The 21,859-nt window shown below is 67.6% G+C and carries 24 protein-coding genes, 1 tRNA gene and 1 pseudogene; 17 read left to right on the forward strand and 9 right to left on the reverse strand.

Annotation, left to right across the window (positions count from 1 at the left end):
• Window positions 1–11 precede the first annotated feature (11 nt).
• The 4 genes from P1J78_RS09580 (at window position 12) to P1J78_RS09595 (ending at window position 3,258) form a co-directional block, all read left to right on the forward strand.
• Window positions 12–764 (forward strand): amino acid ABC transporter ATP-binding protein, encoded by a 753-nt coding sequence (locus tag P1J78_RS09580; protein ID WP_275567124.1) that lies wholly within the window; start codon window positions 12–14, stop codon window positions 762–764.
• 82 nt (window positions 765–846) lie between these two features.
• On the forward strand, window positions 847–1,134 hold the full coding sequence (locus P1J78_RS09585) for a hypothetical protein (protein ID WP_275567125.1): 288 nt from the start codon (window positions 847–849) through the stop codon (window positions 1,132–1,134).
• Between the two features lie 158 nt (window positions 1,135–1,292).
• Window positions 1,293–1,637, forward strand: coding sequence for a VOC family protein (locus P1J78_RS09590; protein WP_275567126.1), 345 nt, complete (start codon window positions 1,293–1,295; stop codon window positions 1,635–1,637).
• Window positions 1,638–1,662: 25 nt separating this feature from the next.
• Window positions 1,663–3,258, forward strand: coding sequence for an FAD-dependent oxidoreductase (locus tag P1J78_RS09595; protein ID WP_275567127.1), 1,596 nt, complete (start codon window positions 1,663–1,665; stop codon window positions 3,256–3,258).
• Between the two features lie 9 nt (window positions 3,259–3,267).
• On the opposite strand, the pseudogene P1J78_RS09600 reads toward P1J78_RS09595, so the two are convergent.
• A pseudogene (locus P1J78_RS09600) lies at window positions 3,268–3,570 on the reverse strand (aldehyde dehydrogenase family protein); the annotation flags it as partial.
• 139 nt (window positions 3,571–3,709) lie between these two features.
• Between P1J78_RS09600 and P1J78_RS09605 the strand changes: the two are divergent.
• The 7 genes from P1J78_RS09605 (at window position 3,710) to P1J78_RS09635 (ending at window position 9,004) form a co-directional block, all read left to right on the forward strand.
• Window positions 3,710–4,522, forward strand: a complete 813-nt coding sequence (locus P1J78_RS09605) for an alpha/beta fold hydrolase (protein ID WP_275567128.1) — start codon at window positions 3,710–3,712, stop codon at window positions 4,520–4,522.
• 5 nt (window positions 4,523–4,527) lie between these two features.
• Complete coding sequence (locus P1J78_RS09610; protein ID WP_275567129.1) at window positions 4,528–5,850, forward strand: LLM class flavin-dependent oxidoreductase; 1,323 nt, start codon at window positions 4,528–4,530, stop codon at window positions 5,848–5,850.
• A gap of 76 nt (window positions 5,851–5,926) precedes the next feature.
• Window positions 5,927–6,442, forward strand: coding sequence for a flavin reductase family protein (locus P1J78_RS09615; RefSeq protein ID WP_275567130.1), 516 nt, complete (start codon window positions 5,927–5,929; stop codon window positions 6,440–6,442).
• A 23-nt stretch (window positions 6,443–6,465) separates the two neighbouring features.
• Window positions 6,466–6,867, forward strand: a complete 402-nt coding sequence (locus tag P1J78_RS09620) for an ester cyclase (protein ID WP_275567131.1) — start codon at window positions 6,466–6,468, stop codon at window positions 6,865–6,867.
• A gap of 24 nt (window positions 6,868–6,891) precedes the next feature.
• On the forward strand, window positions 6,892–7,635 hold the full coding sequence (locus tag P1J78_RS09625) for a creatininase family protein (RefSeq protein ID WP_275567132.1): 744 nt from the start codon (window positions 6,892–6,894) through the stop codon (window positions 7,633–7,635).
• Window positions 7,635–8,582 (forward strand): ornithine cyclodeaminase family protein, encoded by a 948-nt coding sequence (locus P1J78_RS09630; RefSeq protein ID WP_275567133.1) that lies wholly within the window; start codon window positions 7,635–7,637, stop codon window positions 8,580–8,582. The genes P1J78_RS09625 and P1J78_RS09630 overlap by 1 nt, the downstream gene beginning before the upstream one ends.
• Complete coding sequence (locus P1J78_RS09635) at window positions 8,579–9,004, forward strand: riboflavin kinase (RefSeq protein ID WP_275567134.1); 426 nt, start codon at window positions 8,579–8,581, stop codon at window positions 9,002–9,004. Before P1J78_RS09630 ends, P1J78_RS09635 begins: the two co-directional genes overlap by 4 nt.
• Before the next feature lie 139 nt (window positions 9,005–9,143).
• Here the strand turns inward: P1J78_RS09635 and P1J78_RS09640 are convergent, their stop codons facing one another.
• The 7 genes from P1J78_RS09640 to rpmF form a co-directional block, all read right to left on the reverse strand.
• On the reverse strand, window positions 9,144–10,226 hold the full coding sequence (locus P1J78_RS09640) for a 2'-deoxycytidine 5'-triphosphate deaminase (RefSeq protein ID WP_275567135.1): 1,083 nt from the start codon (window positions 10,224–10,226) through the stop codon (window positions 9,144–9,146).
• 55 nt (window positions 10,227–10,281) lie between these two features.
• Window positions 10,282–10,358: transfer RNA gene (locus P1J78_RS09645), tRNA-Pro, on the reverse strand.
• Between the two features lie 55 nt (window positions 10,359–10,413).
• Window positions 10,414–11,604 carry a MerR family transcriptional regulator gene (locus P1J78_RS09650; RefSeq protein WP_275567136.1) on the reverse strand — a complete coding sequence of 397 codons (1,191 nt, stop codon included), beginning with the start codon at window positions 11,602–11,604 and terminating at the stop codon, window positions 10,414–10,416.
• A gap of 11 nt (window positions 11,605–11,615) precedes the next feature.
• Window positions 11,616–11,921, reverse strand: coding sequence for an integration host factor subunit alpha (gene ihfA, locus P1J78_RS09655; RefSeq protein ID WP_275567137.1), 306 nt, complete (start codon window positions 11,919–11,921; stop codon window positions 11,616–11,618).
• Window positions 11,922–12,020: 99 nt separating this feature from the next.
• Window positions 12,021–12,992, reverse strand: coding sequence for a beta-ketoacyl-ACP synthase III (locus tag P1J78_RS09660; RefSeq protein ID WP_275567138.1), 972 nt, complete (start codon window positions 12,990–12,992; stop codon window positions 12,021–12,023).
• On the reverse strand, window positions 12,989–14,101 hold the full coding sequence (gene plsX, locus P1J78_RS09665) for a phosphate acyltransferase PlsX (protein WP_275567139.1): 1,113 nt from the start codon (window positions 14,099–14,101) through the stop codon (window positions 12,989–12,991). The genes P1J78_RS09660 and plsX overlap by 4 nt, the downstream gene beginning before the upstream one ends.
• 18 nt (window positions 14,102–14,119) lie before the next feature.
• On the reverse strand, window positions 14,120–14,329 hold the full coding sequence (rpmF, locus tag P1J78_RS09670) for a 50S ribosomal protein L32 (RefSeq protein WP_275567140.1): 210 nt from the start codon (window positions 14,327–14,329) through the stop codon (window positions 14,120–14,122).
• Between the two features lie 233 nt (window positions 14,330–14,562).
• Between rpmF and P1J78_RS09675 the strand changes: the two genes are divergently transcribed.
• A complete protein-coding gene (locus P1J78_RS09675) occupies window positions 14,563–14,823 on the forward strand; it encodes a hypothetical protein (protein ID WP_275567141.1) in 261 nt (86 codons plus the stop codon).
• Between the two features lie 145 nt (window positions 14,824–14,968).
• Here P1J78_RS09675 and P1J78_RS09680 read toward each other — a convergent pair whose 3' ends face one another.
• Complete coding sequence (locus tag P1J78_RS09680) at window positions 14,969–16,771, reverse strand: serine protease (RefSeq protein ID WP_275567142.1); 1,803 nt, start codon at window positions 16,769–16,771, stop codon at window positions 14,969–14,971.
• A 143-nt stretch (window positions 16,772–16,914) separates the two neighbouring features.
• Between P1J78_RS09680 and P1J78_RS09685 the strand changes: the two genes are divergently transcribed.
• Genes P1J78_RS09685 through glyS form a run of 5 tightly spaced genes read left to right on the forward strand, consistent with a single transcriptional unit; the run spans window position 16,915 to window position 21,665 of the window.
• On the forward strand, window positions 16,915–17,886 hold the full coding sequence (locus P1J78_RS09685) for a glycine--tRNA ligase subunit alpha (RefSeq protein ID WP_275567143.1): 972 nt from the start codon (window positions 16,915–16,917) through the stop codon (window positions 17,884–17,886).
• Window positions 17,879–18,337 (forward strand): hypothetical protein, encoded by a 459-nt coding sequence (locus P1J78_RS09690; RefSeq protein ID WP_275567144.1) that lies wholly within the window; start codon window positions 17,879–17,881, stop codon window positions 18,335–18,337. The genes P1J78_RS09685 and P1J78_RS09690 overlap by 8 nt, the downstream gene beginning before the upstream one ends.
• A 3-nt stretch (window positions 18,338–18,340) precedes the next feature.
• Window positions 18,341–19,012 carry an FkbM family methyltransferase gene (locus P1J78_RS09695; RefSeq protein ID WP_275567145.1) on the forward strand — a complete coding sequence of 224 codons (672 nt, stop codon included), beginning with the start codon at window positions 18,341–18,343 and terminating at the stop codon, window positions 19,010–19,012.
• Entirely contained in the window at window positions 19,013–19,483 is a 471-nt protein-coding gene (locus tag P1J78_RS09700) for a DUF6446 family protein (protein WP_275567146.1), read from the forward strand. It begins immediately after the preceding gene.
• A gap of 1 nt (window position 19,484) precedes the next feature.
• The gene (gene glyS, locus P1J78_RS09705; RefSeq protein WP_275567147.1) at window positions 19,485–21,665 is read left to right on the forward strand and encodes a glycine--tRNA ligase subunit beta; all 2,181 of its coding nucleotides are present in this window, start codon (window positions 19,485–19,487) and stop codon (window positions 21,663–21,665) included.
• Window positions 21,666–21,859: the final 194 nt, after the last annotated feature.

The following is a 21,859-nucleotide window of genomic DNA, read 5'->3' on the forward strand; positions in this document are numbered from 1 at the left end:
CGGAGAGACCAATGATCAAGATCGAAAAAGTCAGAAAATCCTTCGGTGCCCATCTTGTCCTCAAGGACGTGTCGTTCGAGGTCGCAAAGGGCGAAACGGTTTGCATCATCGGGCCGTCCGGGTCGGGCAAAAGCACGGTGCTGCGCTGTATCAACCGCCTGGAGGTCATCGATTCCGGCCGGATCACGCTGAATGACGAGCTCATCGCCTACCGCGAGAACGAGGGCCGCCTCGTCGAGCTGCGGGAGCGCGAAGTCCTGAACCGGATCAAGGACCTCGGGATGGTCTTTCAGGGCTTCAACCTGTTTCCGCACATGACCGTGCTGCAGAACCTCATCGAGGCACCGGTCGGCGTGAAGGGGGAAAAGCGCAGCCTGGCCACCGAGCGCGGGCGCGACTACCTGAGAATGGTGGGCTTGGAGGACAAGGCCGAGGCCTATCCGGTCATGCTGTCCGGCGGGCAGAAACAGCGGGTGGCGATCGCGCGGGCCCTGAACATGGAGCCCCAGGCCATCCTGTTCGACGAGCCGACCAGCGCCCTCGACCCGGAGAACGTCAACGAAGTCCTGCAGGTCATGAAGAAGCTGGCCAAGGGCGGTCTGACGATGATCGTGGTGACCCACGAAATGGGCTTCGCCCGGGAAGCGGCGGACAGGGTCATCTTCATGGATGACGGACGCATCGTCGAGGTCGGCACGCCCAATGAAATCCTCAGCTGGCCGCAGAATGCTAGAACACAGGCCTTTGTGAAGTCCGTTCTCTAGCAGATGCGAACGTCAGATCCCGTTTGGCCAGATCTCCAAACGGTCAAATCCAGGTTCTATCCAACAGAAGGAAGGTAGAAAGATGAGCATCGTAGTAACAGTCCGCATCCCTGACGTTGACATGGATCGGGTCCGCGAAGTCGAAAAGACGCATGCGGAACAGATTGAGAAGATGAAAGACGCTCTGAAACGTCACGGCTGCATTTCCCATCGCCGGCTTTACCGCGAGGGCGAGATCCTCGACATCGACGAGTGGGAGTCGGAAGAGGGGCTGCGCGCCTTTCTGGAAGAAATGGGCCCGACCATCCAGGAGCTCGCCAAGGCACGGGGAACCGGCAAGCCGTTCGACACGATCTGGCAGGTCTACTGATCCGTCGGCCTATCGCGGCCGGGGGGCGGCCGCGTTCCGAAGACGGCAGTCCGTCCTAACCTGAGCGTGGCACAGCCTTCATGCGCTGTGCCACGCGCGCCCGATGCTCTGGGATCGGCCCTCGGCCCGAGCGTTTCAGCAAGCCGCGGAGAAGCCCGATGAATGCCGTGAAACAGATCCTCGTTCCGGTTTCCGACATGGACGCCGCGGTGGATTTCTATACGACCCGGTTCGGGTTTCCCCTGAAGTTCCGGGACGGAGACCGCTACGCGGCGCTCGATGGTGGCTCCGTGACGATTGCCCTTACGAGCGGCGAGGAAAGCCTCGCGGGGGCGTCCGTGACATTCTCGGTCGTGACCGCCGATGTCGGCAGCCTGGTCGCCGCGGCGCGCGGCGCCGGGGTGACGGTCGCGTCGGATATCGCGCAAGGCCCGCACGAAACGCGCGCCGTCCTGCGGGACCGGGATGGCAACCCCGTCGTGGTCTATTCCAAGACCACCTAAGGCCGTCCGGGGCCCGGAAAGACACATGACGCTAGAGAAACCGTCCTCGGAGTCCTACGACCTGATCGTCATGGGGTCCGGTTCGGCCGGACTTGCCGCCGGTCTGGCCGCGTCGCAAGCCGGGCGGTCCGTATTGATCCTCGAAAAGACATCGAAAATCGGTGGCACCACGGCCTATTCGGGCGGCGCCATCTGGATGCCGGCCAACCCCGTGGCCGAGCGGGCGGGGATCGCGGACACCGCCGGCGACGCCCTGGACTACATGCTGGCGACGGTGCCGGAGGGGTGGGCCGACGCCGAAGCCGGGCGACTGGCGGCTTTCGCGGAAAACGCCGGCCCCGCGCTGAGGCTGATCGAGGAAGAAACACCGCTCGCCTTCCGGCTGGTCGACGGCAGCGACCTGTTTCCCGATGCCCCCGGGGCCAAGGCGCACGGTCGCATGGTAACGCCCGACCTGCTGCCGCGCGCTGTCCTGGGGGCGTGGAAACGGCGTATCCGCTCCTCGGTCCTTCCGCTTCTGTTCCGCTTCGACGAAGTGTCGGTTCGCAATCCGCTGACGGCACCGCTGCACGAGCAGATCAAGGATCTCCCGACGATCCTGTCGCGCCTTGTCAAAGGCGAACGGGGCATGGGCGCCGCGCTGGTGATCGGGTTGCTCAAAGGGTGTCTGGACAAGGGCTGCGAGGTCGTCACCGAGGCCCGCGTGACCGGCGTGCGCATGGCCGACGACGGTCGGGTTGCGGGCGTCACGGCCGACATCGGCGGCCGCGCCGTCGACATCCCAAGCCGCCAGGGGGTCGTGATCGCCTCCGGCGGCTTCGAATGGAACGACGACCTGATCCGGCAGCATTTCCCGGGTCCCTTCGATTTCCGTCTGAGCCCACGTTCGAACGAGGGCGACGGGTTGCGCCTTGCGGCCGATGCGGGGGCCGATCTTGCCTATATGGATCAGGCGAACTTCAACTCGGCCATGCCGGGCCGATACGAGGGAAAGGTCCAGGGTCTGGGCTGGTTTCATCACACCGCGCCGGGCGCCCTGACCGTCAACCGGAACGGAGAACGGTTCTGCAACGAGGAAGACCACAACCTCGGGCTTCACATCGACGAACGGGATGCCGCCGGTCAGCCGGTCAATCTGCCGGCCTGGTTCATCGCCGACGCCCGGTTCGTGCGGCGTGAGCGGATCGCATTGCTGATCGCAAGATGTCAGCCGGGCTGGGTGACACGCGCCGCGACGGTGCCGGAGCTGGCGCGCAAGATCGGCGTGAACGAGGCGAAGCTGACGGCGACCGTGGACGCATTCAACAGATGCATCGCAGGGGGCAGGCCCGATCCGTTGGGCCGGACCAACCGGGAACCGATCTCCTCCGCCCCGTTCATCGCCGCCCCCTTCAACCGATCCTTCGTGTCGACCAAGGGCGGGCCGCGCACCGATACGCATGCCCGCGTTCTACGAGAGGACGGCACCGCGATTGCCGGTCTGTACTGCGCCGGCGTGGCAATGGCCAACCCACTGGGAACCAAGGCCATCAGCCCGGGCACCACCCTGGGCCCCAACCTGACATGGGGCTATATCGCCGGCCGGGATGCGGCCGCACTCGGCCGCGGCGACCGGTCCTGACCCACCGTCTCAGGCGACGCCGCCCAGGCAGACATACTTGATCTCCAGGTAGTCCTCGATCCCGTATTTCGAGCCCTCGCGGCCCAGCCCCGATTGCCTGACGCCTCCGAACGGCGCCAGTTCGGTTGAAATCGGGCCGGTGTTGACCCCGACCATCCCGCATTCGAGGCGCTCGGCCATCCGCCAGACGCGCGCGAGGTCGCGGCTAAAGAAATAGGAGGCCAGCCCGACTTCGGAGTCGTTCGCCAGGGCGAGCACTTCCTCCTCGGTCTCAAACCGGATCAGGGGGGCGAGGGGACCGAAGGTCTCTTCGCGGCGCAGTGTTTGTCACATCTCGTGGTGATTGGATCAGAGGCGGCCAGACCCCTAACAATGCAGCAGGAAACTCCGCCGACATGCGCCGAACGCGACGGGCCGACTTCTGTGCCGACGACAACAGTGAGGAAAAACGATGAGTTCTTCGAAACCGTGGCCGTTTTATACGGAGCCAGATTTTCTTGACGTTCATGGCCTGAAGACAGCCATACGCCGCAAAGGGGAAGGCGAGGCTGTCATGTATCTCCATGGCGCCGGGCTGACGCGCCGGTGGCTGCCGTTCCACGAGGCCCTGTCCCAGTCGGTCGATCTGATCGCGCCCGAGCATCCCGGTTACGGGGACACGCCGTTCCCGGAATGGCTCGACAACTTCGCGGACATGGTGATCCACTATGCCGAGCTTCTCGATGAGCTCGGGCTTGAGAAAGTGCATCTCGTCGGGCATTCCTTCGGCGGCTGGATTGCCGCAGAGTTCGCCTCGTTCTACCCGGAACGCCTGGCCAGCCTGCAACTGATCGCGCCGGCGGGGCTCAAGGGGGCGTTCCGGCACGACATCTTCCGCCAGACGGGCGAAGAAATCGTCGCCCGGCTGTTCAATGGCCACGAGGACAAGTTCCCCGACTACCTGGACGAGGGCGACCAGGTCGAAGCCATCGTTCACAACTACGTCGAGTCCATCACCCTTGCCAGGCTGGCCTGGCAACCCCGTCACGACACCAAGCTCGAACGGCGTCTGGCGCGTGTGAAAGCCCCGACCCAGATCATTCTCGCGGAAGAAGACAACGTGATCGATAACGCGGTCGCCGCGCGCTATGCCGATCTGATCGACGGGGCAAAGGTGGTGACCATCACCAGCCCGGACGTTCCGACGAGCCATCTTCCGTTCGTGCAGGCCCCTGAAAAGCTTGCCGAAATGATCAGCACGTTCGCCAGCCGTTCGAAGGAGTAAGACCCATGAGAGAGCTAGAATTCTACGTCTGCAACGGCGGCAAATACCCTTACGTTCCGCATCGCGAAGAGCTGGGGAAAACGCGGTTCATCACGACGCCGAGCAAATACTACGACGACCTGCGCGGCCAGCAGATCATCGAAGACTATATCGAGGATACCGTCTTCGCCGAGCGCCTCGGTTACGACGGCGCCATCGTCATCGAGCAGCATGGCGGCCCGAACTCTCTCGTCGGCCAGTCGATCACCATTGCGGCGACGCTGATCGCCAGGACGAGCCGGATGCGCATCGGCACCGTCGGCGCCCTGCTCAACAGCTACCTGTCGCCGATCCGTTTCGCCGAGGAGATCGCAACCCTCGATATCCTGTCGCGCGGTCGCTATTTCGGCGGCCTCCCCATGGGGATCGGCGGCAACTACCACTCGCTGGGCGTCATGAACCCGACCTATGCGCGCGAGCGGTTCCGCGAAGCCCACGACATGGTCATGGCGGCGTTCAAGGCCGACGAGCCGTTCAAGTGGGACGGCAAGTTCTTCCAGTCCGAATACGTGAACCTCTGGCCGAAGCCGATCCAGAAACCCTGTCCGGAGATGTGGGTTCCCGCCTCGGGGTCCAAGGACTCGCTCACCTTCGCGGCGAACAACGGCTACACCTATGTCGCCGTTCTGGTGCCGTGGCCGATCCTTCTGAAGAACTGTCAGAACTTCAAGCAGTCCGTGATCGACGCCGGGCAGGAATTCGACCCGCGCCGGATCGCCGCGACGGCCTATGTGCATGTCGCCGAAACCGACAAGCAGGCACGCCGGGAAGCCGAGGGTCACCTGATGTCGGTGTTCCAGAACTCGCTTGGGTCGCCCTTCCACGACTCCTTCCCGCCGGGCCACGTGACCCCGCAGTCCCTGCGCGGCATGGCTGCAGGCGGCGGCTATCGCAGCGTCGATCTCGCCACGCTCAGGTTCGAGGACGGCCTCGAAAGCGGTCAGTTCATCGTCGGCTCTTCCGACACGGTGGCCGAGCGGATCGAAGAGATCACCACCCAGATGGATGCCGGGCGGCTGTTCATGTTCACCGACAGCTGGACCATGCCGTCCTGGATGACGCGGAAGAACATGACGCTCTTCGCCGAAGAGGTCATGCCGCGCTTCCGCAAGCGCGACGGCAAACCGCTCTGGGACAAGGACGAGACCGGCTACGCCGCCAACACGCGGTCGGAATACGGTGCGCGGGTGGGCGAAGCCCCGGCCGTCGCGACCGCCGACATTCAGGAAGTCGGCCGCGTGGACATCACCACCTCGCACATTCCCGAATTGTGCAAGCCGATCAAGTGAGGCGACCGGCACACCGGCGGCCGGGCGATATGCCATCGGCCGCCGGACGCAAGAAACAGTCAACGAGGTGCCTCGAATGGCCGACAGGGAAAACGACAACGGCGACCTGATCGCTCAGGTCAAGAAGGTGCATCGCGCTTTTCCGACGGGCGTGACGATCGTCACGACGATGGAGGGCGAGCTTCCGTTCGGGTTGGCCGTGAACGCGTTTTCGAGCGTGTCGCTGTCGCCGCCCATGGTTCTGGCCTGCATCAACGAGACCTCGAGCACCTATCCCCGCTTCTTCGGCAGCCGGAAGTTCGGCGTCAGCATTCTTGCCAACGATCAGGAAGGTGTGGCGATGCAGTTTGCCAAGTCCGGCGGCGACAAGTTTGCCGAGATCGACTGGCACAGGGGCGTCAACGGCGTGCCGCTGATAAGCGACGCAGCCGCAAACCTGGAACTGGAGGTCGTCAGCATGCTGATGGCCGGAACGCATACGATCTTCATCGGTCAGGTCCTGTCGGCGGATGCGTCCGGAAAAGCGTCTCTGATCTATTCTGGCGGTGGCTTCTACGATGGTGCGAAGCTTTCGCCGACGACCGAAAACTGACTCACCCGGGGAGAGCATACAGGATGACAAACGCCGAACTTATCCGTGCCATGTGGGACGCCGTCAACGAAGGCGGACCGGAAAGAATGCGCGAATTCCTCGCCGAGAATTACATCCGCCGGGATGCCGACCACGAATTCACGCGCGAGGAATGGGTCGCCACCCTGTCGGCGCGTTGGGAGGCCTTTCCCGACAACCACTCCAACGTCGTCGACGTGATAGAGGATGGCGACAAGGCCGCCTACCGTTGGGAAGCCGTGGGACGCCATCGCCAGACCTACGAGCGTGTCCCGCCGACCGGCAAACAGGTCAAGGCGCAGGGCATCACCATTTCCAGGTTCGAAAACGGTAGGATCGTGGAAGAATGGGCGTCCTGGAACAAGTCCTCCGTCCTGCACGCGCTTGGCGTTCTGCCCATCGCGTGAAATACAAAGTCGAAGGGAAGCAGCATGCCCCCCAGCGCGCAGGTCTACGAATGGGAAACCCTCACCCGTGACAGGCTGAGGCAGATCGCCCCGGACGCGACGGTCGTGGTTCCGCTTGGCGCCATCGAACAGCACGGCCCTTTCCTGCCGACGGGGACCGATGCAATCCTGTCGAACAAGGCCGTGGACCTGGCCGTCGCGCGGGCGGCGGCCGACACCGATCAGACCTTCATCATCGCCCGAGTCCTGCGCATCGGGACATCGGAACATCACCTGCCGTTCGGCGGCACGATCAGCCTGACGCCCGCGACGCTTCTGCAGGTCCTGACCGACGTGCTGCGCAGCATGCGCCACACCGGCGTGCGCAAGGTCATCGTCGTCAACGGGCATGGCGGAAACACCGGGGTTTGCCATGCCGCCGGATCCTCCGTCAGCACGACAACGGATATGGCCGTGGCCGTGCTCGACTATTGGGAGGCCGCACCGCAACCCGTCGGCCAGTTCCAGATTCCCGGCCATGCCGGTCGTTGGGAGACCTCCCTGATCCTGGCGACCTGTCCCGAGCACGTTCAGGAGCGTCATGGCCGGGATACCGGCTCCGGCGTCAGCCTTCCGGGCCGGGGCGTGTATTCGAGCGAGATCTGGAGCAACATAGACGGCTATACGGACGAGCCGGAACAGGCCTCCGCCGACGAGGGCAAAGCCGTATGGGAGGCGCTGATACCGGCGCTGGCCTCCAGACTCGCCGAGCTCTCAAGGACGATGTGATGCAGCCGCCCTATCTGGACAGAAACGCCGTCATGGCGACCCTGGGCCCGGCGGACGTGAAGGACGCGGTTCGGCGCATTCTGGTGGACGCTGCCAACGGGCAGGCAGGGCAGGCGGTTCGTCGCGAGCTCAAACCATCCGAGATGCCCGGCCTGATGGGGCTGATGCCGTCCTACCGCTCCCGCGCGCCCAGGCTGTTCGCCGCCAAGACCGTCTGTGTCATGCCTGACAACCCCAAACGGGGTCTGCCGGCGCACCAGGGGATCTGCGTGCTGTTCGACGGCGAGGACGGTCATCTTGTCGGCATGGCCGAGGCCGGGGCCGTCACCGAATTGCGGACCGCGGCCCTGGCCGCCCTGGCGACGCAAACGCTCGCCCGGCAGACCCCGCGCCAGCACCTGATTGTCGGCAGCGGGCACCAGGCTCTTCCGCATATCGTCGCGATGGCCCAGTCCGGGCAGGCGGAACGCCTTGTTCTCTGGGGGCGAAACCCGGAGACCGCGGCGGATGTGCAACGTCGGGCGGCCGATCGCGGCATCGAGGTCGAACGTGCGCCGGACCTGGAAACCGCCGTGCGCGGCTCGGATGTCGTCACCATGGTGACGGGGGCCCGCGCCCCCTTGCTCAAGGCCGAGTGGCTGGCGCCCGGCAGCCATGTCAATGCCATGGGGTCCAGCACGCCTGTCGTCCGGGAGTTCGGACCGGACGTGATCGGGACGGCGAAGCTGTTCGTCGACGACGTCGAGTCCGTGATGTCGCTGGCCGGCGAATTCGTCGATTTCGATAGCAAGCCTCCGGCGCGGACGCTGGGAGCGGTGCTCGCGGGTGCCGAAGGCGGCAGAACGCAGGACAACGACGTTATGTTGTTCAAGTCCGTCGGGATCGGAATTCAGGATCTCGCGGTCCTGGAGCTTTTGTTTTCGGACCACCTCGCGGCGGCGAAATGACCGGCATCGACAGCACCTGTTCCCCGGAGGCGGCCGAGTTTGGAACGGTGACCGGCAAGGTCGTTCATGGCGACAAGATCGGGCGCAACATCGGCTTTCCGACGGCAACCCTCGATGTCAGCCCGACCGCTCTTCCGCATGGAATCTATGCCGGCATCGCCACGCTGCACTCCGGGCCACGGACAGGGCAGCGCTTCCTGACTGCCGTTTCCCATGGACGCAGACCGACCGTCGGCGGCCAGGAGTCCCGGCTGGAATGCCATTTCCTCGACTTCTCCGACGACATCTATGGATGCGAGGTCGAGATCGAATTGGTCAAGTTTCTGCGGCCGGACATCCACTTCGACCACCTGGACGACCTTGTCGCCGCGATAAGACGCGATGTGGACGATATCAGGCAGCTGTTCTCGATGACCCGCTGACAGGGAACCCCGGCGGCGTCCCGGGACGCCGGCGATCTCGTCTCGGGACACCGGTGCCGCGGCTGGCGAGCGTTCTCTGCATCGTCCGCCCGACCGTGATCGAATGGGGACGTCCGGGCCGCACCCGGCGCCGGGCGCGTCACGGCATCCGGAAATGCTTTGACAGCTTCAGCCCCTGGCCCTGGTAGTTCGACGCGATCCCCGCGCCGTAGAGCTGCGCGGGCCGTGCCGCCATCCGCTCGTAGACCAGCCGTCCGACGACCTGCCCGTGCTCCAGCACGAAGGGCGCCTCGTGACAGCGCACCTCCAGCACCCCGCGCGAGCCGCTGCCGCCCGCCGCGTCATGTCCGAACCCCGGGTCGAAGAAGCCCGCGTAATGCACCCGGAACTCGCCCACCATCGCCAGGTAGGGCGCCATCTCGGCGGCATAGTCGGGCGGGATATGCACCGACTCGCGGCTGACCAGGATATAGAAGGCGCCGGGGTCCAGGACGATGCGGCCGCGGTCGGTCCGCACCTCCTCCCAGAACTCCGCCGCCGGATAGGCGCCGATCCGGTCGAGATCCACCAGACCGGTATGCGGCTTGGCCCGATAGCCCACCAGGTCTCCCGCCGCCGGCCGCAGGTCCACCGAGAAGCCCAGCCCCCCGTCGATCACCGCCGGCCCGTCCACCAGCGTCACCTCCCGGTGCAGCGCGCGCAGAGCGTCGTCGTCCAGCACCGCCTGGCCGGCGCGGAACCGCACCTGGTTCAGCCGCATCCCGGGCCGCACCAGCACCGAGAACGAGCGCGGGCAGATCTCGGCATAGAGCGGCCCGTCGTAGCCGGCCGCGATCCGGTCGAACTCGGTCCCGCCATCGACGATGGCGCGGGTCAGCAGGTCGAGCCGCCCGGTCGAGCTCTTGGCGTTGCACACCGCCTGAACCCCGGGCGGCAGGGACAGCCGCTCCATCAGCGGCACGACGTAGACGCAGCCTTTCTCCAGCACCGCGCCGTCCGAGAGATCCACCGCATGCATGGTGAACTCGTCCAGCCGGTCGGCCACCCGTGCGCCGGCCCCGGCCAGGAACGACGCCCGCACGCGGTAGGCGACCTGTCCCAGCCGCAGATCCAGCGAGGCCGGCTGGACCTGGCCCGGTTCCAGCGCCGGCGCGGCGTGAATCGCGCCCGAGGCCGCCATGGCCTCGATCTCCTGGCTGGGCAGAACGCCGGTTCGGGTCATCGCGGCCCCCGATACGCGAAAGCCCGCGGGGGTCCCCCACGGGCCGGATGACGATTGGTCGGGCTAGCAGGACTTGAACCTGCGACCTTCCGTCCCCCAGACGGACGCGCTACCAGACTGCGCCATAGCCCGACGCGAGCCCCTTCATACCGTTTTTGCGCCGGGGGGCAAGAGCCGAAAACGCCGCTCAGCCCGGCGGTCCGGCCGACATGCGCGCGCGCAGATCGACGAGGCGATCGTAATGGGGGCGCAGCGCGGCGGCGTCGGGCGGCGGCCCCTTGCGCAACCGGCGCAGCACCTGCTCGGCCATGGTCGGCCCCTCCGGCGCGGCAGGCGTTGCGGGCGCAGGGGATGCTTCGGCCGGGCGTGCCGGGGCGTCCTGCGCCCGGCTTGGCGGTTCGGGGGACGGTGGCGTGTCGGCCGCCCCGGCCTCGGGCGCAGCGCGGGGGAAGGCCGGGGAGGGCGCTGGGGCCGCCGGCTCGGCCGGCTCTGCCGGAAGATCGGGCTCCGGCGCAGGAGCGGCCGACTCGGTAAAGGCGGGGGCCGGCGCGTCGCCGGTCGGTGCGCTCGGTTCCGGCGCGCCGGTCTCGTCGTCGGCGGGCGTGTCGGGGGCCTGCGGGGCCGGTGCCTCCGCGGCGTCCTCGCCGGCGCTCTGCGGCGCTGGTGCGGCCGGATGCGGCGCTCCGGGGGCCGGGGCAGGGCTGGCGAACGGGTTGAAATAGCTCTGCGTCTCGGGCGCCGCGTCCGCGCGCTCCGGTTCGGGCTCTGCCGGTGCCTCGGGCTCGGGCTCCGGGACCGGCTCCGGCTTCGCCTCCGCTGCGGGCCAGGCCGCCGTTTGCGGAGCGTCCTCTTCCGCGGGGCGCCAGTCCGGCGCCGCGTCCTCCGTCGCCGCGCGATCCACGAGCGGGGCAGGGGCCGCGGGCTCTGCCGTGACCCCGGCGGCCGCCTCTTCCTCCGGATCGGGCGCCGCGTCGGCCTGGGTGGTCGCGGCCTCTTCGGGCTCCGGCACCGCCGTCGCCGAGACGGGTTCGGGCGTTGCGGCCGGAGGCGCCGCCTCGGGCTCCGACCGAGTGCTGTCCGGCGCGGCGGGCGCCGTCTCGCCCTCGATCGGCTGCGACATCGCCGCGACGTGCTTGACCCCCTGCTCGCGCAGGATTTTCTGCACGCCCCGGATCGTCAGCCCGTCATCGTGCAACAGCTTCTTGATCCCGCCCAGAAGCGCCATGTCGTTCGGGCGATAATACCGCCGCCCGCCGGCGCGCTTGACCGGCTTGATCTGGGTGAAGCGGCTTTCCCAGAAGCGCAGCACATGCGTCGGCGTGCCGAGCCAGTCGGCCACCTCGCTGATCGTGCGGAAGGCGTCGGGGGACTTGTCCATCGCGGTTGTCCTCAGGCCTCGGTCTTGTTCCCCGCCGCGACCCGGTCCTTCATGAGGTGCGAGGGCCGGAAGGTCAGGACCCGCCGCGGCAGGATCGGCACCTCTTCGCCGGTCTTCGGATTGCGCCCGACGCGGGCCGCCTTGTCGCGGACCGAGAACGTTCCGAACGAGGAAATCTTCACCGTCTCGCCGCGCACCAGCGCGTCGGACATGTGGTTCAGGACCGATTCGACGAGCTGCGCGGACTCGTTACGCGACAGACCGACCTCGCGAAACACGGCTTCGCTCAGGTCCATGCGGGTCAGTGTCTTGCTCATTCAACTCCCCCATCCGGTGTGGGCCAAGGATAGGGGCGGGAGAATTTCAAAGTCAACATCAACGGCTTGGCAGATGTGCCTAATATGTGACTTTATTGGTCACCAGCGGAGAACCACCGACCCCCAGGCCAGCCCGCCGCCGATCGCCTCGGTTACCACGATGTCGCCGGGCTTGATCTGGCCGCGCGCCACCCCGACGGACAGCGCCAGCGGAATCGAGGCCGCCGAGGTATTGCCGTGATCCTGAACCGTCACGACGACATGGTCCATCGGCAGGCCCAGCTTCTGCGCGGTGGCCTTGATGATCCGCAGATTGGCCTGGTGCGGCACGATCCAGTCGACGTCGGAATGCTCCAGCCCCGCCTTGGCCAGCGCCCGCTCGGCGGTGCGCGCCAGCTTGTCGACGGCATGGCGGAAGACCTCCTTGCCCTGCATCCGCAGGTGGCCGGTGGTATTGGTCGACACGCCGCCGTCCACGTAAAGGATATCGCGGTGCCGGCCGTCGGAATGCAGATCCACCGACAGGATGCCGCGGTCGGCCTTGGTGCCGTCGCCCTCGGCGGCCTCCAGCACCACGGCGCCCGCGCCGTCGCCGAACAGCACGCAGGTCGACCGGTCGGTCCAGTCCATGATCCGGCTGAAGGTCTCGGCCCCGATCACCAGGATCCGGTCGGCCTGGCCCGACATGATCATCGCATGCGCGTTGCCGAGCGCATAGACGAAGCCCGCACAGACCGCCTGCACGTCATAGGCGAAGCCGCGTTCCATCCCCAGCTCCGCCTGCACCATCGTCGCGGCGGAGGGGAAGGTGAAATCGGCGGTCGAGGTCGCAAGGATGATCGCGTCGATGTCGGCCGGGGTGACGCCGGCATGGTCCAGCGCCGCCCGCGCCGCGTGCAGCGCCAGGTCCGACGTGGTCTCGCCCTCGGCCGCGAAATGCCGCCGCTCGATGCCCGAGCGCGAGCGAATCCACTCGTCGGTGGTGTCGAGCGTCTTCTCGAACTCGGCATTCGGAACGATGCGTTCGGGCAGGTAGTGCCCCACTCCTCGGACCACGGCGCGTCTTATCATTCTTGGTTACCGCTATCGGCCTCTCTGCTCGCCGCATCATTGCCCGGCACGGCGACGGATGCAAGCCGGGCGGCAAGACGCTCGTTGAACTTGGATTCGGCCAGCTTGAAGGCCAGCTTGATGGCGGCCGAGACGCCCGTGGCATCCGCCGCGCCGTGGCTTTTCACCACCGTGCCGTTCAGCCCCAGGAACACGCCGCCGTTCACCCGGCGCGGGTCGATCCGCTTGGACAGGCGGCTGAGCGAGGTCATTGCCAGGAGCGCCGCGATCCGGCTCAGCGGCGTCGCCTTGAACGCCTCGCCGAGGAAATCGCGGATCAGCGTGGCCGTGCCCTCGCCGGTCTTCAGCGCGATGTTGCCGGTGAAGCCGTCGGTCACGATCACGTCCACCCGGTCGGACGGGATGTCGCCGCCCTCGACGAAGCCGACATAGCGGTAGGCGCCCAGCTCGGCGGCATTCGCCAGCATCTCGTTGGCGACCTTCAGCTCGGCGCGGCCCTTGTGCTCCTCGGTGCCGTTGTTCAGAAGCCCGATGCGCGGGTTTTCCACGCCCAGCCCGTTGCGAGCATAGCTCGCGCCCATCATCGCGTATTGCAGCAGGTCCTGCTCGTCGGCGCGGATATCGGCGCCCACGTCCAGCATCATGTTGAACCCGCCGGGGTTGCGCGACGGCCAGAGGCAGGCGATGGCCGGGCGGTTCACGCCCTCCAGCTTGCGCAGCCGCACGACCGACAGCAGCATCAGCGCGCCGGTGTTGCCGCAGGACACGCAAGCCTCGGCCTCGCCCGCGCGCACCGCGTCGATGGCCTGCCACATCGAGGTGTCCTTGCCCTGCCGCATCACGTGGCCCGGCTTCATGTCCATGGTGACGATGCCGGACACGTCGCGGATCTCGCAGCGGTCGGCCAGCGGCTTGCGGCGGGCCACCAGCGGCTCCAGCTCGTCGTGCTTGCCGTGCAGGATGAACCCGATATTGGGGTTTTTCGCCGCCGACTTCGCGCAGCCATCCAGGACGACGGCCGGTCCCCGGTCGCCGCCCATGGCGTCTACGGAAATCACGATGCGGTGGGCTCCTGTCCGTGTGGGCAGAGTGCGTTTGCCGGTGCCCATCTCGCGGTCGGGGCCGGCTTAGGCCGCGTCTTCTTCGTCCAGATCGATCTCGTCGACCATGGCCACGACCTCGCGGTCGTCATAGTGGCCGCAGGACGGGCAGACGTGGTGCGGCCGCTTCAGCTCGCCGCAGTTCGAGCACTCGTTGGGGTTGGCCCCTTCCAGCGCATGATGCGCGCGGCGTTTGTTGCGGCGCGATTTGGTGACCTTGTTCTGAGGGACAGCCATGTTGCAACCTCGGTTTTCGGCGGGCCTTCCGCCCTTGTGGTGGATAGACAGGGCGGGGCGTCGACCCCTCGGCCCAAAGATGTCAGCGAGGGCCGGAACATACTGCGATTTTTCACCTGTGCAAGAGGATTCTCGCGGATTTTCCGATGCATCTCGCCGGCCGGGGCGGCGTGTCGCCGGGATCGCCGCGCAGGCGCTTGAGTGTGGCCGGCAGTCCGGCTAATCGGAACGGCATGACACCCGAAGAGATCGACCGCGCCGGGCTGATCCGCGAAAGCTATCGGATCGAGGGCATCTCCGCCGAGGAATGCCGCTCGATCTTCATGGACTGGGCGCTGCAACTGCCCGACGGCATCGACGTGCGGGACGCGATCGGCCGGCTCCTGGCCTTCTACGGGCAAGAGGGGCACCCGATGACCGTGGTTCTGCGCGAGGGCCTCGCCGCGCCGCGCCGACCGCGCCGCCGCGGCGGCTGGTCCGGCCGGAGGTCGTAGGCCGGGGGGCTGCGCGCGGGGGGGGGACGGCGTGGGGCGGCGGTGGTTTGCCGGCGGGCCGGCTCCGCCGGTTCAGGCTTCCGCTCCGCGCGTTCGCAACTCGGACGGTCCCCCGGACCGTCCGCCGGCTACGCCGGACCGTTGCTCACTCCCAACACCCCACGAGGACGGTCATCTTCGCGGCCAACTCGGCCAGGTCCTCGCCCGACATCGTCGCCGTCCGGTCGGAGGCCGCCGCCGAGGCGCCGTTGTTCGACAGGAACTCGGCGATGGCCGCCGCGTCGGTGGCGAAGCTGACGCCCTCGGGCAGGCGCTTGCCGTCGGGATTGGCGTCGGGCAGCAGCATGCCCATCACCGCGCCGGAGGTGTCGAAGACCGGCCCGCCCGCGTCGCCCGCCGCGGCGTTCAGCGCCAGGCGGCTCTTCGCCTCCTCGCCGTTCAGGCCGCGCACGTCTTCCAGCGTGCCGTAGGTCATCGTCGGCGAGGACAGCATCCCCTCGTAGGAATAGCCCGCCACGGCCACCTCGGACTGCAGCCGCACCGGCGAGGGCTGGAACCGGGCATAGTCGATCGGCGCCAGCTGTTCCTCGGGCCGCAGGAGCACCAGCCCCAGCGCCGCGTCCTGCGCCGCGATACGCGCGTCGTAGGTCTCGTCCAGCGTGATCCGGCCGCAGCCCGCCACCGCCTCGGTCGTGGTCAGCACGCCGCCGCGGCCGTCGATGTAGAAGCCCGAGCGCGACCGCTCCGGCTGGCGGATCTCAAGCCCCGAGAACAGGTCGACCGACTGCTCCAGCGCGCCGTCGCCATAGGCATCGGGCAGGACGGTGCCGGAAATCGGCGTGAAGCTGTCGCGCATCGCCTTCAGCGCCACCTCGAAGCGGCGATCCTCGCCCGCGGGCCAGATCAGGGTAAAGCCCTTCACCGCCCCGCCGGTCAGCTCGGCATGGGTGTAGGAGCGGATGCGGCTGTTCTCGCCGGTGATCGTGAAGGAATTGGCCGAGCGCGAGCGCTCGCCCTCCAGCGGCACGATCTCCAGCGTCTGCATGATGTCGTAAAGGCCCAGAAGCGCCGCCTCGTCGCCGGTCTGGCTGATCAGCAGGACGGTCACGCCGCTGTCGTTGATCGAGGTGTAATGCGCGAACGGCGGCTCGTAGCGGTCGAAGGAGACCATCGCCAGCGGCATCGTCATCTCGATCCCGGCCGTCGCGTCGCGGCGGGTTTCCAGGCCCAGCGAGTCCAGCACCTCGTTATACTGCTCCAGCAGCATGCCGCGCTGCATCGTGGTCAGCACGCCCGTCGACTCCAGCCCCTGCGACTCCTGCCAGCCGGCCATGGCGTTGCGGGTGCCGGGGCCGATGGCGGCGTCGATGCGGCCGTTGTAGAAGCCGAACCATTGCAGCGCGACCTGCAGGTCGGCGCGTTCCTCGCGGCTGAGCTGCGCCTCCGAGCGGTAGGCGTCCTGCTGGGTCTCGGGGTCCTCGACCGTTTCCGGTTCGGGCTCGGGCTCGGGTTCGGCCTCGATCACCGGAATCTGCGCCTCGTTGGCGGCCGTCTCGGTCTCGCCCTGCAGCGAGGGCGTGTCCGGCGTCGACGGCCCGGCGGCCGGGTCGGCGGTGAGCGCGCCGCCGCCCTCGGGGTAGAACTGCCGCGTGTAGGCCGTGGCCTGCGTCAGAAAGCTGTCCGGCGGGATCGCGCCCTGCGCGCGCAGCTGCTGCAGCGCCTGGATCGCCTGTTCCTCGGTATAGGGGCCGAGCGCGATGCCGTACCAGCCCGACGCCATGCGGAAGCCGTTCACGTCGGGCAGGTTGCCAGCATAGGTATCGACCCGCTCCTGCGCGCCGTTCAGGTCGGGCCGGGCCTCGATCTGGATGAAGGTCGCCTGGGCGGCGGCAATGCCGGCCCAGACCGTGAAGATCACCGACAGAAAGACGGAGACGGCCTGCTTCATTGGTACAGTTTCCCTATGGACTTCGCGCGCGGATTTCGATTCCAACCTTTGAAGGCTGGATCGGTCCGGCAGTCAATATGCGGGGGGCGGAGTTGATTGACCCTGCCGGGGCTGTTGCCTATTGAGAACGCGCATTTCACGGCATGTTGAAGGGACGGGTCGGCGACATGGGGGACAAGCCCAGGAGCTTTCAGGAGATCATTCTGCGGCTGCAGACCTACTGGGCGGGCGCGGGCTGTGCCGTGCTGCAACCCTATGACATGGAGGTCGGCGCGGGCACCTTCCACCCGGCGACGACGCTGCGCTCGCTGGGCACCCGGCCCTGGGCGGCGGCCTATGTGCAGCCCTCGCGGCGGCCGACCGACGGGCGCTATGGCGAGAACCCGAACCGGCTGCAGCACTATTATCAATTCCAGGTGATCATCAAGCCGTCGCCGCCGGACCTGCAGGCATTGTACCTCGGCTCGCTGGAAGCCATCGGCATCGACATGGGCGTCCACGACATCCGCTTCGTCGAGGACGACTGGGAAAGCCCGACGCTGGGCGCCTGGGGCCTGGGCTGGGAGGTCTGGTGCGACGGGATGGAGGTGAGCCAGTTCACCTATTTCCAGCAGGTCGGCGGGCACGACTGCCACCCGGTCTCGGGCGAGCTGACCTACGGGCTGGAGCGTCTCGCCATGTACGTCCTCGGCATCGACCACGTGATGGAGATGCCGTTCAACGATCCGTCGCCCCGGAGGGGCGCAGACGGAGAGGTTGCGCCCATCGCGCTGTCCTATGGCGACGTGTTCCGCCAGACCGAGGAGGAGTATTCGCGCTTCAACTTCGACGTGGCGAATACCGACATCCTGCTGAAGCAGTTCGAGGAGGCGGAGGCCGAATGCGCCCGCCTGCTGGCCGAGCCGGCCGAGGACCCCAAGACCGGCAAGCGCATCATCATGGTCCACCCGGCCTACGATTTCTGCATCAAGGCCAGCCATCTCTTCAACCTTCTGGATGCCCGCGGCGTGATCTCGGTCACCGAGCGGCAGGCCTATATCGGCCGGGTCCGCGCGCTGGCCCGGCAATGCGCCGATGCTTTCGTGCAGACGGCGGCCGGAGGGGCCGGTGCCTGACCACTTCCTGGAGGTCCAGTCGCGCTCGGCCCCGCAATACGGCGTGGGCTTTCCGGCGCAGGCGAACCTGCAGGGCGCCGACACCGCCGTCTTCGCCGCCGCCTGCGTCGAGGCCGGCGCGGCCTTCTTCGGCGAGGGCGCCGGCAACCTCCTGGCCGAGGTGCCCGCCCATCTGGTGCTGTTCAACCGCGAGACCGGGCACAGCCCCTTCGTCAAGGTCTTCCTGGACACCAACGGCCATGCCGACTGGATGGTGATCTTCGTGCCCGTCCCGGTGGGCTTCATCGACCGCTGCGCCGGGCTGGATCTCAGGGTGCGGCTGGCCTTCGATGGCGCCTGGCGCGACACCTTCGCGGGCGCGCCGCAGAGCGACGGGCAGGGCGGGCGGTTCCTGTTTTCCGAGGCGGTGCATTACTTCGTGATGACCGACGCGCGCAAGGCGGACGGCTGAGCCATGGAGCAGACCCCGTCCCGCCTGCGCCTGGAGGCGGCGCATCTGTGGTCCAAGCTGACCGGCCGCCGCGCCCGGGCGCGGGCGGCGGCCAAGCGCGGCTTCGCGGCGGCGCTGGCGCGGCTGGGACCGGACGACGTGGCCGTCGATCTGGGCGCCAATGTCGGCGAGTTCACGCGCCCGATGGCCGAGACCGGCGCGCAGGTCTTCGCCTTCGAGCCGGACCCCCACGCGCTGACCCTGCTGCGCCGCGCGGTGGCGGGGTTCGACAACGTCACCGTCGTCCCGGCCGCGGCGGGCATCGAGGCGGGCACCGCGCGGCTCTACCGCAAGACCTCCTTCGCGCGCGAGCCGGACCGGGCGACGAAGTCGTCCTCGCTTTACGCCGAGAAGCGCAATGTCCGGACCGAGGACGCGCTGGAGATCGAGCTGCGCGACTTCCCCGCCTTCCTCGCCGGGCTCGACCGGGACATCGCGCTGATCAAGATCGACATCGAGGGCGGCGAGGTGCCGCTGATGGAGGCTTTGCTGGCGGCCCCGGTGGCGGCCCGGATCGGCGAGGTCTATGTGGAAACGCACGAACGCGGGCTGCCCCATCTGGCGGCGCGCACCGCGGCCCTGCGCGCCGCGACACGCGGCCGGCGCAATCCGACCGTCAACTGGGACTGGCACTGAATGACCGGAAAACTCATCGGGGGGCTTATCGTGGGGTTCGCACTGATCGCGGGCGTGTCGATCTACTACCTGCAGGTCTACGCCTATTACATGACGCTGGCGCCCGAGGACGTCGACATCCGCCTCACCTCCGTCGCCCTGCAGGAGCCCGAGCCGATCCGCACCGACGCCATGGCGGCCATCGATTCCGACTCCTCGCCCCTGCGGTTCCGCGCCTGTTTCGAAACGCCCCGCTCGCTCGCCGCGCTGACCGAGCAGTTCGTGATCTACGACGCCGCCGAGCCGCTGAACGCCCCCAACTGGTTCGACTGCTTCGACGCCGAGACCGTCGGCCTGGCGCTGGAACGCGGCGAGGCCATCGCCTTTCTGGGCGAGCGCGACATTCACGACGGGGTTGACCGCGTCGTCGCCGTCTTCGATGACGGGCGCGCCTATGCCTGGCACCAGCTGAACGAGACCTATCAGGACTGACATGCCCGACCTTCTGATCGAGCTCTTCTCGGAAGAGATCCCGGCGCGGATGCAGACCCGCGCTGCCGACGACCTCAAGCGTCTCGTGACGGACGGGCTGGTGGAGGCCGGGCTGACCTATGCCCATGCCGGCGCCTTCGCGACGCCGCGCCGGCTGACCCTGACCGTCGAGGGGCTGCTCGCCGAAAGCCCCACCACGCGCGAGGAGCGCAAGGGGCCCCGCGTCGACGCGCCCGACAAGGCGCTGGAGGGCTTTCTGCGATCCACCGGCCTGACGCAGGACCGGCTGGAGCAGCGCGACGACAAGAAGGGCCAGGTCTGGTTCGCCGTCCTCGAACGCCCCGGCCGGCCGGCGGCCGAGATCGTGTCCGAGGTGCTTGAGGCGACGATCCGCAATTTCCCCTGGCCCAAGTCGATGCGCTGGGGCGCGGGGGCGTTGCGCTGGGTCCGGCCGCTGCACTCGATCCTCTGCCTGCTGAGCGACGAGGCCGGCGCCACGGTCGTGCCGCTGGAGGTCGACGGGATCAAGGCGGGCGACAGCACCCGCGGCCACCGCTTCCTGTCGCCGGAGCCGTTTTCCGTCGCCTCCTTCGAGGATTACGAGGCAAAGCTGAAGCGCGCCCGGGTGATCCTGCGGCCCGAGGAACGCGCCGACCATATCTGGACCGACGCCCACAACGCCGCCTTCGCGCAAGGCCTCGAGGTGGTCGAGGACAAGGGCCTTCTGGCCGAGGTCGCGGGGCTCGTCGAATGGCCGGTGGTGCTGACGGGCGAGATCGGGGCCGAGTTCCTCGACCTGCCGCCCGAGGTGCTGCAGACCTCGATGAAGGAGCACCAGAAGTTCTTCTCGGTCCGCAACCCCAAGACGGGCCGCATCGAGAAATTCGTCACCGTCGCCAACATCGAGACCGCCGACCAGGGCGCCACGATCCTGGCCGGCAACCGCAAGGTGCTGTCGGCACGGCTGTCGGACGCCAAGTTCTTCTGGGAGAACGACCTGCGCACCGTCGCCCACAAGGGCATGAAGGGCATGGCCGAGGCGCTCTCGGCCGTCACCTTCCATGCGAAACTCGGCACCGTCGCCGACAAGACCGCCCGCATCGCTGCGCTCTCGCGCGAGATCGCGCCGCAGGTCGGCGCCGCCCCGGACCTCGCCGACGAGGCCGCGCGCATCTGCAAGGCGGACCTGGTGTCGGAAATGGTCTATGAATTCCCGGAACTTCAGGGGATCATGGGCCGATATTATGCGAAAAGTGCAAGCCACGACGACGGCGTGCCCGAAGCCTGCGAACAGCACTACGCCCCGCTCGGCCCTTCGGACGCGGTGCCGGAGGGCCCCGTCGCGGTGGCCGTCGCGCTGTCGGACAAGCTCGACACGCTGACGGGCTTCTGGGCGATCGACGAAAAGCCCACCGGCTCCAAGGACCCTTACGCGCTGCGCCGCGCCGCGCTGGGCGTGATCCGCATCGCGCTGGAAAAGGACCTGCGGCTGCACCTGAAGGACCTCGTGGCCCACGCCCTGGCCACCCACGCTAGGCCGGAGACACCCGAGGCCGCCGACCGCTCCGACCTCGTGCTCGCCGAACAGGTCGCGGCGCTGCATGCCGAGCATGTGCGCGAAGAGCAGACCGCCGCGCCCGCCCCCGACGCGGTGGCCGAGGATCTCCTGTCCTTCTTCCACGACCGGCTGAAGGTCCACCTGCGGGGCGAGGGGCTGCGCCACGACGTGATCGACGCCTGCCTGTCGATGGCGGCGAACGACGACCTGACCCTGCTGGTCAAGCGCGCCCGCGCCCTGGGCGCGTTCCTGGCCACCGACGACGGCGAGAACCTGGTGCTGGGCTTCCGCCGCGCCAACAACATTGTCACCCAGGCCGAGGAGAAGGACGGCGTCGAATACAGCTTCGGCGCGGACGCGAAATTCGCCGAGGACCCGACCGAACACGCGCTGTTCGCCGCGCTCGACGCGGCCGACGCCCGGATCGCCCCGGCGATGCAGGCCGAGGATTTCGAGGCCGCGATGTCCGCCATGGCCGACCTGCGCGCCCCGATCGACGCCTTCTTCGAGGCGGTGCAGATCAACACCGACAACCAGATCGTCCGCCGCAACCGGCTGAACCTCCTCAACCGCATCCGCACGACCTGCCTCGGCGTCGCGGATCTGACCCGTCTGGAAGGCTAGGGGCGCCACACCCCCTGCTTCTTCTGGCCCTGCTTCTTCTCGTTCAAAATACGCACGGGGGTTTGGGGGCAAAGCCCCCAACGCGCACGAAGTGCCAGAAACCTTGCGCCGCAGGCGCGCCTTTTGCAAAGACTCGGTTTAAACTTGTTCTGCACGCGCCGAACGCTATGCTGCCGCGACACAGCGGAGTTGCT

It is taken from the genome of Psychromarinibacter sediminicola (assembly GCF_029168335.1).
Taxonomy (GTDB): Bacteria; Pseudomonadota; Alphaproteobacteria; order Rhodobacterales; family Rhodobacteraceae; genus Psychromarinibacter; species Psychromarinibacter sediminicola.